17 protein-coding genes are annotated in these 14761 nt (G+C 69.8%); 8 read left to right on the forward strand and 9 right to left on the reverse strand.

Annotation, left to right across the window (positions count from 1 at the left end; translation table 11 throughout):
- Window positions 1-156: 156 nt before the first annotated feature.
- A complete protein-coding gene (locus AB0G84_RS11370; protein WP_361318523.1) occupies window positions 157-1056 on the reverse strand; it encodes a menaquinone biosynthesis protein in 900 nt (299 codons plus the stop codon).
- 250 nt (window positions 1057-1306) lie between these two features.
- On the opposite strand from AB0G84_RS11370, the gene AB0G84_RS11375 reads away from it, so the two are divergent.
- The 6 genes from AB0G84_RS11375 (at window position 1307) to AB0G84_RS11400 (ending at window position 5661) form a co-directional block, all read left to right on the forward strand.
- Window positions 1307-1510: a cold-shock protein gene (locus AB0G84_RS11375; RefSeq protein WP_261956986.1), complete on the forward strand. Its 204-nt coding sequence runs from the start codon at window positions 1307-1309 to the stop codon at window positions 1508-1510.
- A gap of 476 nt (window positions 1511-1986) precedes the next feature.
- Window positions 1987-2418 carry a hypothetical protein gene (locus tag AB0G84_RS11380; RefSeq protein ID WP_361318525.1) on the forward strand — a complete coding sequence of 144 codons (432 nt, stop codon included), beginning with the start codon at window positions 1987-1989 and terminating at the stop codon, window positions 2416-2418.
- A gap of 123 nt (window positions 2419-2541) precedes the next feature.
- Entirely contained in the window at window positions 2542-2679 is a 138-nt protein-coding gene (locus tag AB0G84_RS11385) for a hypothetical protein (RefSeq protein ID WP_361318527.1), read from the forward strand.
- A gap of 16 nt (window positions 2680-2695) precedes the next feature.
- Window positions 2696-3007 carry a hypothetical protein gene (locus AB0G84_RS11390; RefSeq protein ID WP_361318529.1) on the forward strand — a complete coding sequence of 104 codons (312 nt, stop codon included), beginning with the start codon at window positions 2696-2698 and terminating at the stop codon, window positions 3005-3007.
- A 123-nt stretch (window positions 3008-3130) separates the two neighbouring features.
- Complete coding sequence (locus AB0G84_RS11395) at window positions 3131-5062, forward strand: tetratricopeptide repeat protein (protein ID WP_361318531.1); 1932 nt, start codon at window positions 3131-3133, stop codon at window positions 5060-5062.
- Window positions 5035-5661, forward strand: coding sequence for a hypothetical protein (locus AB0G84_RS11400; RefSeq protein ID WP_361318533.1), 627 nt, complete (start codon window positions 5035-5037; stop codon window positions 5659-5661). The genes AB0G84_RS11395 and AB0G84_RS11400 overlap by 28 nt, the downstream gene beginning before the upstream one ends.
- A gap of 6 nt (window positions 5662-5667) precedes the next feature.
- Here AB0G84_RS11400 and AB0G84_RS11405 read toward each other — a convergent pair whose 3' ends face one another.
- Window positions 5668-6168: a DUF5753 domain-containing protein gene (locus tag AB0G84_RS11405; RefSeq protein WP_361318597.1), complete on the reverse strand. Its 501-nt coding sequence runs from the start codon at window positions 6166-6168 to the stop codon at window positions 5668-5670.
- A gap of 5 nt (window positions 6169-6173) precedes the next feature.
- On the opposite strand from AB0G84_RS11405, the gene AB0G84_RS11410 reads away from it, so the two are divergent.
- Window positions 6174-6629: an ATP-binding protein gene (locus tag AB0G84_RS11410; RefSeq protein ID WP_361318535.1), complete on the forward strand. Its 456-nt coding sequence runs from the start codon at window positions 6174-6176 to the stop codon at window positions 6627-6629.
- A gap of 143 nt (window positions 6630-6772) precedes the next feature.
- Here AB0G84_RS11410 and AB0G84_RS11415 read toward each other — a convergent pair whose 3' ends face one another.
- Together AB0G84_RS11415 and AB0G84_RS11420 are read right to left on the reverse strand one after the other, a co-directional pair.
- Complete coding sequence (locus AB0G84_RS11415; protein WP_361318599.1) at window positions 6773-8623, reverse strand: AMP-dependent synthetase/ligase; 1851 nt, start codon at window positions 8621-8623, stop codon at window positions 6773-6775.
- Window positions 8624-9162: 539 nt separating this feature from the next.
- On the reverse strand, window positions 9163-9876 hold the full coding sequence (locus tag AB0G84_RS11420) for a TetR/AcrR family transcriptional regulator (RefSeq protein ID WP_361318537.1): 714 nt from the start codon (window positions 9874-9876) through the stop codon (window positions 9163-9165).
- Between the two features lie 167 nt (window positions 9877-10043).
- Between AB0G84_RS11420 and AB0G84_RS11425 the strand changes: the two genes are divergently transcribed.
- Window positions 10044-10925, forward strand: a complete 882-nt coding sequence (locus tag AB0G84_RS11425; RefSeq protein WP_361318539.1) for an alpha/beta fold hydrolase — start codon at window positions 10044-10046, stop codon at window positions 10923-10925.
- A 155-nt stretch (window positions 10926-11080) separates the two neighbouring features.
- On the opposite strand, the gene AB0G84_RS11430 is transcribed toward AB0G84_RS11425, so the two are convergent.
- The 5 genes from AB0G84_RS11430 to AB0G84_RS11450 all read right to left on the reverse strand — a co-directional run bounded on the left by AB0G84_RS11430 (window position 11081) and on the right by AB0G84_RS11450 (window position 14594).
- Window positions 11081-11245 (reverse strand): hypothetical protein, encoded by a 165-nt coding sequence (locus tag AB0G84_RS11430; RefSeq protein WP_361318541.1) that lies wholly within the window; start codon window positions 11243-11245, stop codon window positions 11081-11083.
- The gene (locus AB0G84_RS11435; RefSeq protein WP_361318543.1) at window positions 11242-11589 is read right to left on the reverse strand and encodes a carboxymuconolactone decarboxylase family protein; all 348 of its coding nucleotides are present in this window, start codon (window positions 11587-11589) and stop codon (window positions 11242-11244) included. Before AB0G84_RS11435 ends, AB0G84_RS11430 begins: the two co-directional genes overlap by 4 nt.
- Before the next feature lie 260 nt (window positions 11590-11849).
- Complete coding sequence (locus tag AB0G84_RS11440) at window positions 11850-13211, reverse strand: dicarboxylate/amino acid:cation symporter (protein ID WP_361318545.1); 1362 nt, start codon at window positions 13209-13211, stop codon at window positions 11850-11852.
- A gap of 468 nt (window positions 13212-13679) precedes the next feature.
- Window positions 13680-13970: a DUF4229 domain-containing protein gene (locus AB0G84_RS11445; RefSeq protein WP_361318547.1), complete on the reverse strand. Its 291-nt coding sequence runs from the start codon at window positions 13968-13970 to the stop codon at window positions 13680-13682.
- Window positions 13971-14075: 105 nt separating this feature from the next.
- A complete protein-coding gene (locus tag AB0G84_RS11450; protein ID WP_361318549.1) occupies window positions 14076-14594 on the reverse strand; it encodes a GNAT family N-acetyltransferase in 519 nt (172 codons plus the stop codon).
- Between the last annotated feature and the right edge of the window lie 167 nt (window positions 14595-14761).

The following is a 14761-nucleotide window of genomic DNA, read 5'->3' on the forward strand; positions in this document are numbered from 1 at the left end:
GAGCCCCATGCCCGTGCCCATGTCCGTGCCCCTGCCCGCGCCCCTGCCCGCGCACGTGCCCACCCCCGAGCCGGTATCTGCCGCCGTGCCGGTGCCCGTGGCCGTGTCTGCGCCGGTGCCAGTGGCCGTGGCTGCGCCGGTGCCGGTGCCCGCGCCCTAGCGGGCGGACGGCTCCAGCAGCCTCACCTTCACATCGGCCGGGAAGCCGGTCGTCGGCCCGACCCGCCGGGCGAACTCGGCGACCCCGCGCAGCTGGTCGGCGCCGAAGCGGAAGTCCAGCGTGGTGAAGTAGCGCTCCAGCAGCGGCTCGTCGAAGGTCTCCCAACGCGCCGCCTGCTCGGCCACCTTGGCGACCTCCTCCAGCGACAGGTCGCGGGAGGCGAGGAACGCCTCGTGCACCTTCTCCACCACGAGCGGCTCCCGCTCCAGATAGTCACGCCGGGCCGCCCATACGGCGAAGACGAACGGCAGCCCCGTCCAGTCCTTCCACATCTGCCCGAGGTCGTGCACCTCCAGGCCCAGCCGCGGCCCGTCGTGCAGGTTGGCGCGCAGCGCGGCGTCGCCGATCAGCACCGCCGCCTCGGCCTCCTGCATCATCAGACCGAGGTCCGGCGGGCAGGTGTAGTAGTCGGGCCGCACTCCGATCTTCTCGGCGAGCAGCAGCTGCGCCAGCCGTACGGACGTCCGGGACGTCGAGCCGAGGGCGACCCGGGCGCCGTCCAGTTGGTCCAGCGGCTTCTGCGAGACGATCACGCAGGACATCACCGGCCCGTCGCAGCCGACCGCGAGGTCGGGGAAGGCGACCAGATCGTCCGCGGCGCGGAGGAATTCCACGAGGGTGACGGGTGCGATGTCGAGCTCGCCGCGGATCAGCTGTTCGCTGAGCTTCTCGGGCGTGTCCTTGCTGAGGTCAAGATCGAGCAGGGTGCCCGTCCGGGCCAGGCCCCAGTAAAGGGGCAGGCAGTTCAGGAACTGGATGTGGCCCACTCGCGGCCGGCTGCGACGGTGGTCAGCGTCGGCTCCTGCGGGTGCGTCTCCGAAGGTTGAATTGTCCACATGCGGAGGCTAGACCTGCCGCTCTTGGGGCGGCGCGGCGGGGGCGGCGTACGGACGTTAGTGCTGACGGTTAAACGTGATCTTTGGCTCTTCCCCGTCACGAGCCCACCATGCTAGGCTCAGCGCAAGTTGCAGTTTGGTTTCCCTTGCAGTACAGAGCCTGCGGAGCATGTGACCCGCAGGCTTTTGTAGTTTTCAGACTTGTTTGCAGGTTCTGGAGCAGGGCAACCCTTTGGCCCAAGGAGGGCTTATGGCTACCGGAACCGTCAAGTGGTTCAACGCTGAAAAGGGCTTCGGCTTCATCGCCCAGGACGGCGGCGGCCCGGATGTCTTCGTCCACTACTCGGCGATCAACGCCTCTGGTTTCCGCTCCCTCGAGGAGAACCAGCAGGTGACCTTCGACGTCACGCAGGGCCCGAAGGGTCCGCAGGCGGAGAACGTGACCCCGAGCTAAGTTGCCCGGCCCGGAATAATTCCTGGTCACTCTTTGCAGTACCCAAGGAGCCCTGCTCCGCCACTCGATGGCGAAGCGGGGCTCCTGCCTTTTGCGCGCGGCATGTGCGCGACACGAATGGAATGGCAATCGGGTGAATTCTTGGCGCCGCCCGCATTGCCCACCAAGGAACCGTGGAGCGGAGCGAGGAATTCCGCGGGCGGCGAACGGACGACTTGCGACGACTGCGCTGCCGCCGGACGCTTGGTCGCCCGGTTCCGGACAATGTGCCGGCAGCCATCCCCGACGCTTACCCGGAAAGCGCCACCTTCCGCGGCCCGCCCGCAGGCACTCACCCCGGCATGCACGCATGCCGGCGCGCGCCGAGAGCCGGCACCGGAAGTACGCCCTCAGGGCCCGACCGAGTGCCGGCCGAGTGCCGACCTGAGTACGGAAGCGGATGCCGGCCGCGATGCGGGCTCCCTAGCGTCCATGGCATGGAGAACCCCACCGCCGCCACCGACGCCACGACCACTTCCGCCCCCACCACCGCTGCGGCCCCCGCTGCCGGCTCCGACGCCGCGCCGCACGACCGCCACCGCACCCGGCGACGCCGACGGCGCACTGCCGGAGAGCGGGCCGGGCTGACAGTCCTGGCCGTGGTGGTGCTGGCTACCGGCGCCTTCGTGCGGGTGGTCGGACCGCTGCTCGCCATCGCCTGCGCCTCCTGTCAGGACGGTGTGCGCGGCCCGATGCGCTTCGGAGATGCACTGCTCGACTTCGCGGAGTACGGGGTTCCGCTCGTGGCACTGGCGACGGTGGCCGGCATCTTCCTGCCGCGGGGTGGCGCGCGGGCGGGCGGCATCGGGCTGGGCGTGCTGATCGTGCTGTTGGTCGCCATGGTGGTGCTCGGCCAGGTCGCGGTCTGAGCCGTCGTGCGCCCGGCCGCGCGGAGGCAGGGATCCGGGTTTCGAGCATGCGTGCGGAGTGCGTATCGAAGCGATCACGGAAAGTGGTCACATCGCGACATGTGGCGCCCTACCGTGGGCAGAATGAGCGAGCACTTGCCCCCGCAGAAGCCCTGCCCCGATTGCGGCGGCAGGGGGACCGTGGACTGGGAGACACCGGCCGGCGACAAGGTGACCACGCAGTGCTCCGGATGCGCCGGCACCGGAACGGTCCTGGCCTGAAGGAGGCAGCGGCGAGGTGGCGGCGTTGAGCGGGAACGGGAAGCCGGTCGGTCTGGAGGCGCAGTACGTCGGCAGGCTGCCGTGCTCCACCTGCGGCATACGGTCGATGAAGCTGCCCGGCCGGCAGGGCGGGGTGTGCATCCCCTGCTACGCGGACGAGTGCACGGCCGCCGGGCGGCGGGCGGCGACGGCCGGTGCGTGGGTCGCCGCGAGCTTTGTGGGCGATCCGTGTCTGGCGTGCGGCTCGCGGTCCGTGGACGCCAACGGCTGGGCGTTCTGGTGCAACGCGTGCGAGATGCAGACGACGGTGGCGCTGCCCCCGCGGTGAGGCCCGCAGCGTTCGGCAGGGCGATTTGGTTGCCGTGTCTACAACTGCCTTCCTGAGTAGTGTGGATGGTGCGGCACGAGTCCGGCTGGCCGGGCTCCCCGCACTCACCCGTGGTGGTCCGCCATGTTCCATGGCCAAGCCGAAAACGACCGCAACCTGACGGCTCCCCTGCCGGCCCCCCGCTTTGTGGCCTGGTGGGTGTGGAGCGGTGTGGGCTTTCTCGGCTTGGGGGCCGCGCTCTGGTGGGCAGTGGCCTCACCGAGCAACAAGGGCTGGACAAGGGCACAAAGCGTGCTCGTCATGGTGGTGGGACTGCTCCTGTACGTGTTGTGGAGGGCGACACGGGCCTGGCTGGCTTACAAGCCGGGAGCGGTGGACGTGCAGCAGTTGGAGGACGCCACATCGGCGGGTACGCCCAAGCCGTCCGCTGTCGACCTCACGGCCAAGCTGCGCCAGCGGCTCTCCGACAGCAGCATGTATCCACCGACGACGCTCCCCGCCCAGGCGCCGCCCGAGTCGTTCCTGGAACTGCTCGGTGATGTCGAGATAGATCCGAAGAAGCTGGGTAGCGCGCTGCCGCGGATACTCAGCCGACTGCGCCCGAAGCTGGCCTATCGGGTCGGCGGAGTCCTCCAGTTCCGCGATGCGGAGTCCGACCAGTACGGGTTGACGGTCACCGTTACCGCTTTCCTATTCGGTGGCTCCCGCGCGACCACCCTGTGGGCAAGCGATTGGGATGACGTCATCCGCAAAGCAGGCAGCTGGGTGGTCAGCACGCTGCTGCCCGTCACTCGGGCAGGCAGGCTGCCGCCCTGGCGCCGCTGGTGGGGGCGGGAGCTCGACCCCGCGCTCTACGAGGCGTACCAGCAGGCGAACGAGCTGAGCCGCGCCGGACGGCATCACGAGGCGCTGGAAATGTACTTCACCGCGGTACGGCTCGATCCCAAGAATCCCCATCTACGCGCCGAACTGGCGGAGACACAGGAGAAGATGGGGCTACACATCGATGCACTCGATACCTGCCAGAGGGCACTCGCGCTGGACGGACAGGATGTCCGTAGCTATGCGGGTCGCCTGTGGACAGACAGTCACCTGCTTCGGTATTTCTGGCGTCCGCGCCGATTCCGCGATTTGCTGGGCATCCGATACCGCAATTCGATCATTCTTGGCATCGCCGAAGTGACAGCGGAGCAGTGGTGCAAGGGCGAGGGGACACACGCCGAACACACACGAGATGACCTGAGGCTCCTCCTCGTGGAGCGATACTGGCCCACCATCCCACGCTTGACTGGCACCGGGCAGCACAAACAAGTGTGCAAGGACTTGCTGACGAAACTGTTGCGGGACTGCACAGACCCGGCCAAGGTTCGCCTAGTTCTCCAACGAGCTTCTTGGGAGGAGACGAAACTTCTTGCCCGGGATGATGCATGCGCCCGCTTCTGGCTCAACTTGCTCATGTGGCCGTGGAGTCTGCTACGGCTCTTCTGGCCCGCCGCCTACCATCAAAGTGAGCTTGGTCCGCGGCTCCCAGTCGCCCGAGGAGCCTTCCGAGTCAACAGCGCCGTGTGGGCACCGTTGCGCCTGGCACAGGCCAGTTTCGATTTCAATCGAAGCCGCTTGCCGGGGGAACGGCACGCCAAAGCCACCTGGGGAACATGGCGCATGATCTCTTGGGAGGCGCTGAACATCAAACGGCTCGAGAGCAAGCTTCGGTTCGCGACGTGGATGTCGCGTGGTCACTGGCTCACCAACTACAACATGGCATGCGCCTACGCCGTTGCAATGCAAGCCAGCCCGGATAATGAAAACTACCAACGAGACCTTGCCGAGCACGTCATTCATCATCTCGAGAAGGCAGTGCTGACTCCCCGCAAGAATGCCACCGTGGTGGAGCAGACATGGCTGGTCCATGAAGACCCCGACCTGGCACCACTTCGGAAGAGCGAGGGGAGACACCGGCAGCGGAACTCTTCAAAGATTTCGTGCGGACCGCCTACCCGAGGGCTGAATCATCCGAGCAGGCCCCTGTGGAACTCCAGGCTAACGTGCAGCTGAGAGAGTACGACTACCGACTCCTCGAAGAAACCGCCAAAGTGATGCAACAGGTTTGGAATCAGCGGAGGGTGATGACGGACGTCGATATCAATTGCGCGGCGAACTGGCTTCGCATCGAGCGCAAGATCTGGAAGTTCATTGAAGGAATATCCGGTAAGGAGAAGAGGCACAGATGGCAGGACCGGGTGGGTCTCATTCGCCACATCGAGGCCAACTACCAGCCGGCGTCCGCCTCCTCCCCCGGGTTCCCACCCCCATTGGTACCGAACGACGCCAGCGCGACGAACGGCGAGTCAGATCCCGAAAAAATCGAGCAGGCTCTGGCGTCCTTGATCAACGACATGGCAACGACACATGCCTCCTCAACCATCGATGGGGACCAAAAGCTCCTCCGTGAGCGCGCCGCAGACGGGGTAGAACGGCTGACCAGGACCGCGATCCGCCGACTGTCCGCGGGGTACGCGGCGGCCTGGCAGACGCTGGAGGACTGGCTGGAACGGGAGGCTGAGCACGAGCAGTTCCAGCACGCCCTGCAGAACGTCCCGCAGCTGACGCGCCGGGCCCCCGCGGCAGTTGGACGGCGCAAGCTGCCGGTCTGAGGCGCGTTAGCCGGGGCTCAGCGGAGCGAGTCGCCCTGCACGGCGGTGAGGAAGCGGCCCCACGCACCGGCCGGGAAGCCGATCGTATGCCTTACGGTGCTGCTTCACGAGGGCCGGATCGTCGATCGTCTGCCTGTGGTACGGCCCCTCCGTGTACATCAGCGACGGCTCGGCCTCGAACTCCAGGAATTTGAAGGCCAGAGCCATGAAGGGCCGGGTCGGCGCGTTCCACGGCAGGACCTGTGGCCAGACCCGGCGGCTGCGCGCCAACGCCACGATCCGGCCCAGCTGTTCGGCCATCTGCACAGGTGGCAGCAGCGGGTCCGGGCCGCGAAGGAGCGACTCGTGCAGGATGGTCCAGCACTCCGGCTTCTTCGGGTCGTCGAAGAGCTTCGCCCGCTGCATCCGGGCCCGGACCTTGGCATCGACCTCCTCGGGGAGGTCGAGCGGATGCGTGGCGTGGATGACCGCCCGCGCATACGCCTCGGTCTGCAGCAGCCCGGGGATGAGTGTTGTTCAGAGCGGAGCTGCTGGCCCTGCCCAAGGAGGTGCCGGTGCTGCGGCGCGCGGTGCGGGAGTACCTGGGCGGCGGGCCGTGTCCGGACGTCCAGCTCTGCGTCAGCGAGATAGTGGGCAATGTGATCCGGCACCTCGGGGAGGGCACGCCGGTCGTCGTCCGCGTGCGGGGCACCGGGGAGGGCCGCACCCGGGTGGAGGTCACCGATCCCGCACCGGGTGCACTGCCGGTACGGGTGTGCGCGGCCGAGGGCGAGGAGTGCGGGCGCGGTCTGGCGCTGCTGGCCGCCGTGTCGCTGCGGCGGGGCGTACGGCGGGGGCCCGGGCGCAAGACCGTCTGCTGCGAGGTCGCGGGGGCGTATGCGCCCCCGGGGACACCGGAGAACGCGGGGGCGCAGGAGCCCACGGAGACACGGCGGACCACGGGGGCCCAGGAGGCCGCAGGAGCGTAAGCGGCCGGTGGCGCATGCGGCCGGGGCGACGCGGGCGACCACCGGGCGGTGGAAGCGCGCACGTCAAACCCCGTGCCACCTCCCCCACAGAGGTGACACGGGGTTCCAGTGTGACGCGCCGGGGGCCGTCGCTCCAGAGGATGTCACGTCCTTTCGTAAAGGGCTGCTATGTCTTTGGCGAAATCTCTGGCGATGGCGGCCCGTCGCAGCTTGAGAGAGGGCGTGAGATGCCCGGTTTGATCGGTGAAGTCCACCGGGAGCACCGTGAAGCGGCGAATGGATTCGGCCCGGGAGACCAGGGCGTTGGCGTCGTCGACGGCGCGCTGGAGATCGGCGCGGAGCCGTTCGTCGTGGACGAGCTCGGCCAGCGGCAGGTCCTGCTTCTTGTGCGTCTGGCGCCAGTGGGCGAGGCCGTCGGGTTCGAGGGTGATCAGTGCCGTGATGTACGGGCGGTTGTCGCCGATGACCATGCACTGGCCGATGAGCGGGTGGGAGCGGAGGCGGTCCTCCAGGGGAGCCGGGGCGACGTTCTTGCCGCCCGTCGTCACGATGATCTCCTTCTTGCGGCCGGTGATCGTCAGGTAGCCGTCGTCGTCGAGGGAGCCCAGGTCGCCGGTGGCCAGCCAGCCGTGGGCGTCGGTGGCGGGGCGGGCGGCGCCCAGGGTCGCGTCCCAGTAGCCGGCGAAGACATGGCCGCCGCGGAGCAGGATCTCGCCGTCGTCGGCGATGCGTACGGCGGTGCCGGGCAGCGGCCAGCCGACGGTGCCGAGGCGGGGGCGGAGCGGCGGGGTGAGGGTGGCGGCGGCGGTGCTCTCGGTCAGGCCGTAGCCCTCGAAGATCTCGATGCCGGCGCCGGAGTAGAAGGCGGCGAGGCGGTGGCCGAGCGGGGAGCCGCCGCAGATCGCATGGCGGACCTTGCCGCCGAGGGCGGCCCGTATGCGGCGGTAGACCAGGGGGTCGTAGAGCTTGCGGGCGGCCTTGAGGGTGACGCCGGGGCCGGGTCCGGTGCCGTGGTCCTGCGCCTCGACGGCCTCGCCGTAGGAGCGGGCGATCCGGGCGGCGCGGTCGAAGGAGGCGACCCGGCCCATCTTCTCGGCGGTGGCGCGGCCGGTGTTGTAGACCTTCTCCAGCACATAGGGGATGGCCAGGAGGAACGTCGGCCGGAAGCCGGCGAGGTCGGCGAGGAGGTCGTCGGTCTGGATGCTGGGGGCGTGGCCGAGGCGGACCCGGGCGCGCAGGCAGCCGACGGCGACCATCCGGCCGAAGACGTGGGAGAGCGGCAGGAACAGCAGGGTGGAGGCGGGTTCCTGGCTCACCGAACGGAAGACGGGGTGCAGCAGGGCGACAGCGTTGTCGACCTCGGCGAAGAAGTTGGCGTGGGTGAGGGCGCAGCCCTTGGGGTGGCCGGTGGTGCCCGAGGTGTAGATGAGGGTGGCGAGGTCGTACGGGCTGACGGCGGCGCGGCGTTCGTCCACCGTCCCGTCGGGGAGGCCACGGCCGGCGGCGATGAGCTGGGAGACCGCGCCGGTGTTGAACTGCCAGAGGTGGTCCAGGGCGGGCAGTGCACCGCGCACCCCGGTGATCAGGCGGGTCTCCTCGACGTTCTCGACGACGCAGGCGCGGGCGCCGGAGTCGTGCAGGATCGCCTGTGCCTGGTGGGCGGAGGAGGTCGGGTAGAGGGGGACGGTGACCAGGCCGGCGGCCCAGGCGGCGAAGTCGACGAGGGTCCACTCGTAGGTCGTACGGGCCATGATCGCCAGCCGGTCGCCGGGACGGAGGCCGTGCGCGATCAGCCCCTTGGCGACGGCCCGCACCTCGGCGGCGAACTCGGCGGTGGTCAGGTCGCGCCAGGTACCGCTGGGCTGTTTGCGGGCGAGGACGACGTCGGCGGGGGCTTCGGCGGCGTTGGTGAACGGCAGGTCGCCGAGGGAGCCGTGGCCGACGGGCGGGGCGAGCGGGGGGACGCGGACCTCTCGGACCTCGCCGTCGATGATGGTCGTCCGCGGCGCCACGAGGGTGGGGGCGGGGCTGCCGTCGGGCGCGGCGGTGGGTGCACTTTCCTGCTGGGACACGAGCGGCTCCTCGCTCTCCTGTGGAGTGCGGTCACGACCGCCGGCCGCCGCGGGGCACCGCGTCCGTGCGGTCCAACTGGCTGCCGCGGCCGCGGAGTCGACCCCGCACATTGACCCGGCAGTAACCTTACTGCCGGGTCAATGTACGCGAGGGCCGGCAGCCGGCCAATGCCCGCGCACACCCTTCATCACGGCAATTCCGGGGCGGGGCTTCGGGGCACCAGCGGTCCGCGACGCGCTCGGGGCTGGGGCCGTGGAGCCCCGGCCCCGAGGGTCGGCGAGCCGGCCTGCGGGTCAGCCAGTACGTGGGCCGGTGCGCCGGCCGGTGCGCGGGCTGGCACGTCGACCGGTACGCCACCCCGCGCACCGAAGCACGGACCGGCGGCCCCTCAGCCCGCACGCCGGCCCGCCCGTCAACCCGCGAGCCGGCCCGCCCCTCAATCCGCGAGCCGGTCCGTCCGTCAGTGCGCGAACCGCTCGGCACGTCGCTGCGCAAGGCGGCCGGTGAGCCCCCCGGGGGTCCAGCGTTCGCCGTCCATCAGGCGGCCGAGCCCGGCCCAGGCGAAGTTCATCATGGTGGCCGCGGCGTCCTTCGCCGCCGGGTGCTCCGGCCGCCCCGAAGGCCCTTCGTCGGTACGGATGTTGGCCCATTCGGCGAGCGACTCGGCCGCGCCGACCAGGGCGTGCGCCAGGCCCGCCACCTCCCGCTCGGCCAACTCCCCGGCACAGCCGGCCTCCTTGGCGGCCATACCGATCAGCTCGGTGACGAAGGCGACGATCTCCGCCCGCATCGCGGCGACTTCGAGGGCGAAGGGCTCGCCGTGGGTCCGGGCCTGCTGGTGGAGTACGGCCCAGCCCTCCGGGTTCTCCGCGGTGTGCGCGAAGAAGCCGGTCAGGCCGTTCCACAGCTGCCGGTCGGCCGCCTCCCCCGGCTCGACGGCCGCCGTCACGGCCGCCACCAGCGCCGCCCGCTCCCGCCGGATCACCGTGCTGAACAGCTCTTCCTTCGAGTGCAGATACAGATAGACCAGCGGCTTGGAGACCCCGGCCGCCTCGGCGATCTCGTCCATCGAGGCCGCCCGATAGCCGCGCCGCGCGAATGTCAGCACCGCGGCATCGAGCATCTGCTGCTCCCGGACCGCGCGTGGCACCCGCTTGCTCTTCACAGCTCCCACCCTGAATACCCCTCCATCCCGCCCCTTTACTGCAAAGTAAGTTTACGATCTTCGCCCCCCGCGCCCCGTCACTCCTTGACAGCCCTCCTACGTAAACGAGACGATGCGTCTCATCATCAGACGAGACGAACCGTCTCGTCACGTCATCGGCCCCCGGAGGACAGACCGTGCAGCAGTACATCGACGCCGCCCCCGGCATCCGCCTGTGGACCGAGCAGCGCGGTGCCGCCTCGGCACCCCCCTTGCTGCTGATCATGGGCGCCCAGGCCACCGGCGTCGGCTGGCCCGACCCGTTCGTCGACATGCTGGCCGCGCACCACCGGGTCATCCGCTACGACCACCGCGACACCGGCCGTTCCACCTGGCCGTTCGAGGAACGGCCGTACCGGATCGCGGATCTCGCCGAGGACGCGATCGCCGTCCTGGACGGGCTTGGCATAGGGCAGGCGCATATCGTGGGCTTGTCATTGGGCGGCATGCTGTCCCAGTTGGTGCTCGCCGACCACCCCGACCGCGCACTCAGCGCCACTCTCATGGGCACCTGCGCCCTCAGCATCACCCCCTACACCAGGCCCGACGGCGGCACCGTCCCGGTCGACGAACTCCCTGGTATCGCGCCCGAGGTCCTGGAGATGTGGGCCCGCCCGATCGAGGATCACGGCCGGGCGGCGGAGGTGGAGCGCCGGATCGAACACTGGCGGGTACTCGCCGGTGACCAACTCCCCTTCGACGCGGACCACTTCCGCGCCCTCGAAGAGCGGGTCATCGAGCACACCGGGCACTACCGCGTGAGCACCGCACACGGCCGGGCGGACCACAGCGGCCTACTGCGCACCGAGCAGCTCGCCCGGAACGAGGTACCGACGCTGGTGATCTCCGCACCCGCCGAGCCGGTGTTCCCGCCGCCGCACCCCCAGCACCTCGCCCAGTGCGTCAACGGCGCCCGGGTGGTCGAGATCCCCGGCATGGGCCACGCCCTGCCACCGGCGGTCCTGAAGCCACTCGCCCACGCGGTCCTCGCCCACACGGGGGCGATCGCGGCGGGCTGACCAGCAAGGGGCACGGGCCCCAACACGGCGCCCCGCCAGCCGTGCGGTACCGACCGGGGCGTGCCCGGGGTACGCCCCGGCGGCGGGGACGCCTGCGGTGGCCGCGCGTCGTGGCCGCGAAGGGGGCGCAGCCGCGGGGCGGCAGGGTGCGCGGGTCAGCCGTCGGCCGCGGCCGGGACCAGTGCGGTCTCCAATGCGGTCTCCGGTCCGGTCTCCGGTGCGGCGGCCGTGCCGCCGACGGCCTCGGTCTTGCCGGTGCGGATGCTGGTGGCGCGGGCGGCGGCCTCGCGGTCCAGGACCCCGGCCACCAGCGCCGTCACGCGTCCATCTCGGTGACGAGTTCGGCGAAGCCGAGCGCACGGAGAACGCTGCCGGCCGCGTCGACCACCCGGGCGCTGCCGACGATCGGCGCGATCGCCACACAGACGGCCTTTGCGTCTTCGACGGTCAGGCCGGCCTCTTTCGCCACGGTGAGGTTGGTCAGGTACGAGGCAGGCGCGGCGTCCATCGCGATGAGCGCGGCCAGCCGTACGAGGTGGTAGGTGCGCTCATCGAGGCCGGAATTCGGCAGCGTTTCGATGGTCATCCTCGCGAGTTGCTCGAAGACCGGGTGCTCGCCGTGTGCAAGGGCGCCCAGGGCCTGTTCAGGAGCTTGTCCAGTCATGATCAGCGGCTTTCTCACTCGGAGCGTGTCCTGAAGGATCCAGACAGCCACGAGGCCAGGCCGAGCAGGAAAGACCTCTAACGCAGATGAGCCCTACCGTCTATCAGATTCCCTCGCGGGCTCAGCGTCAAATGCTTCCGGTGCGCGCAGAAGGGCCCCGTGGGAGCCCGAGGAAGCGGTCCTGCTTCCCGCTTCCCGGCCCGCGCACCTGCGCCCCACCCTCGGAAAGGCCGGGGCACAGCCGCGCGCGGCGTATGACGTCAGGCAGCGGCAGCTGCCAGCACCTTCTCCTCCGCCTCCTCCGCGTCGTCAGCAGCCGTTGCCAGGCTGATGCTCTTCGCGCTGGCGTAGGCCTCGCGGTCCAGGATCTGCTCCTTGGCGGAGACCAGGATCGGGATGACCGACTGGCCCGCCACGTTGGTGGCCGTACGCATCATGTCCAGGATCGGGTCGATGGCCATCAGCAGACCCACGCCCTCCAGCGGGAGGCCCAGCGTGGAGAGGGTCAGGGTCAGCATGACCGTCGCGCCGGTCAGACCTGCCGTGGCGGCCGAACCGATCACCGAGACGAAGGCGATCAGGACGTAGTCGGCGACGCTGAGGTGCACGTCGAAGATCTGGGCGATGAAGATCGCGGCGATCGCCGGGTAGATCGAGGCGCAGCCGTCCATCTTGGTCGTCGAGCCGAACGGCACCGCGAAGGAGGCGTACTCCCGCGGCACACCGAGCCGCTCGGTGACCTTCTGGGTGACCGGCATGGTGCCGACCGACGAGCGGGAGACGAAGGCCAGCTGGATGGCGGGCCAGGCGCCGCGGAAGAACTGCAGCGGGTTGACCTTGGCGACGGTCGACAGCAGCAGCGGGTAGACACCGAACAGGACCAGCGCGCAGCCGACGTAGATGTCGACGGTGAAGGTCGCGTACTTGCCGATGAGGTTCCAGCCGTAGGTGGCGATGGCGTTGCCGATCAGGCCGACAGTGCCGATCGGGGCGAGCCGGATGACCCACCACAGCGCCTTCTGCAGCAGCTCCAGCACGGAGCGGCTGAGGGCCAGGACCGGTTCGGCCTTCTCGCCGAGCTGGAGGGCGGCGATACCGGCGACGGCCGCCATGAAGACGATCTGCAGGACGTTGAGCTCGGTGAACGGCGTGATGATGTCGGTGGGGACGATGCCGGTCAGGAAGTCGATCCAGGAGCCCGCGTGGTCGGGGAGCTTGCCGTCCTTGGGGGTCAGGCCGGTACCCGCGCCGGGGTGGGTGAGCAGGCCGATGGCCAGGCCGATCGCGACCGCGATCAGCGAGGTGACCATGAACCACAGCAGGGTGCGGGTGGCGAGCCGGGCGGCGTTGTTGACCTGCCGCAGGTTGGTGATCGACACCAGGATCGCGAAGAACACCAGCGGGGCAACGGCCAGCTTCAGCAGCTGGACGAAGAGGTCGCCGAGGTGCTGGAGGGTGGCGGTCAGCCAGCCGACGTCGCCGTTCTTGGCGATCCCGCCGAGCAGGACGCCCAGGGCGAGGCCGGCGAGAATCTGGGCCCAGAACGGGACCTTGGGTATACGGGAGGCCTTGGTGGCCTGGGGGGTCTGTGCGGACTCGGGGGTCTCGGCAGACGTGGACAACGGACACACTCCGGGGACAGATGAGACATGAAGTCGGCGTGAACGAGCGCCAGGAGGTCCGTGCTTTCCGACAGGATCTCCGGCCGCTGGATGAGATCGGTCAGCGGCAGCGACAGGCCGCGGACAGACAGCGGCAAAGATCGACGTGCAGGCGCGCCACGAGCGGAACGCTCATGGGGGACGGAGGCGCGGCTGCGGTCTTCATGGCGAGCACATTAACACTTGAACTTTGAGGAACCCAAAGAAAATCTTTGGGATCTGTGGGCGCGGAGCGGACGATGTGGCCGCCGACAACGCGAAAGGCGCCCGTCTTTGGAGCACAACTCCAAAAACGGGCGCCTGTGGCACCTGCGGCGACTGTGAGGCGTCGGACAGAGAGGTCTGCACCCTTACGGGACGGGGGTCTGCACCCTTACGGGGCCGGTGTGCGGGCCGACGCCCGCCGCGCACCGGCCTCCCCGGACGGCCTCAGAGCGAGCCGTCCTCCTGACTGGCGTTGGCCGCCAGCCGCTCGCGCTGCCGGTCGACCTTGGCGACGATCTGCTCGGACATCGCGTCCCGCTGCTTGCGCAGCAGCACAAAGCTGAGCGGCGCGGAGATCACGATGGCGAGCAGCAGCATCCAGACCGTGTTGGACGCGCCCACCGCGAGCGGGATGATGCGGAAGTAGGCCAGCGCCCACACCACCGCGAAGCAGGCGGCGAACAGCCCGATGCGCAGGGCGGTGTAGCGGAGCGTGGCGAACTTGTGGCTACTCACGGACGGGACCTTCTTCTCAACGGCAGCCGAAAGGGTCGCCTTCCAGTCAAGCACAGCGACAGGGGCGATCTTCCGGGCCCCCGGCCGCCGGCGCCGGCCCGCGCCTCAGCCCAGCTGCCGCCACATCATGATCTCGTCGCGGAAGTCGCCCTCGGCCACCTTGATCGCGCCGGGCACCCGGCCGACCTCCTGGTAGCCGCAGGCCTCGTAGAACCGGCGGGCGCCGCTGCCGCCGCGGCAGGTCAGGCGGAGGGCGGTGATGCCGTCCAGAGTGCGGGCGGCGGCGTCGACCGCGGCCATCAGCCGGCGGCCGACGCCCCGGCCCTGGAGCGAGGGGTGGACCATCACGGTGTAGACCCAGATCCAGTGCCGCATCAGGGGGTGGGTGCTGGGTGCTAGGTAGGCCGTGGCCAGGACCCGGCCACCGTCGTCGCGGCCGACCAGCAGCCGCTCGCGGCCCTCGACCAGCGCCGTCAGCTTGCCGAGCAGGAAGGGGCGAATGTCCTCGCGGGTCACCGGCGGGACGAAGCCGACCGCGCCGCCCGCGTGGGAGACGTCCGCCCACAACGTGCAGAGTCCGTCGTGGAGTTCGGGCGTGACGGCGGGATCCAGGTCGAAGCGCACGCTTCCCCCCGGATCCCCGCCGCCGCCCGTAGGCCTACTCGGCCCGCGCGGACGCACTCAGAGGCGCATCGCCTGGGGGGACTCGCGGCGCTCGGGGTCGGGGCCGGGGTACTCGCGGATCGCCTCGTAGCGGGTGTTGCGCTCCACCGGGCGGAAGCCGGCGTCGC

Source organism: Streptomyces sp. NPDC020742 (assembly GCF_040641675.1).
In the GTDB taxonomy this organism is placed as follows: domain Bacteria; phylum Actinomycetota; class Actinomycetes; order Streptomycetales; family Streptomycetaceae; genus Streptomyces.

Coding starts and splice junctions, on each gene's coding strand:
- AB0G84_RS11435 (WP_361318543.1), bottom strand. CDS start 11,589: ATGACTGGACAAGCTCCTGAACAGGCCCTGGGCGCCCTTGCACACGGC.
- AB0G84_RS11380 (WP_361318525.1), top strand. CDS start 1,987: ATGGAGAACCCCACCGCCGCCACCGACGCCACGACCACTTCCGCCCCC.
- AB0G84_RS11385 (WP_361318527.1), top strand. CDS start 2,542: ATGAGCGAGCACTTGCCCCCGCAGAAGCCCTGCCCCGATTGCGGCGGC.
- AB0G84_RS11375 (WP_261956986.1), top strand. CDS start 1,307: ATGGCTACCGGAACCGTCAAGTGGTTCAACGCTGAAAAGGGCTTCGGC.
- AB0G84_RS11395 (WP_361318531.1), top strand. CDS start 3,131: ATGTTCCATGGCCAAGCCGAAAACGACCGCAACCTGACGGCTCCCCTG.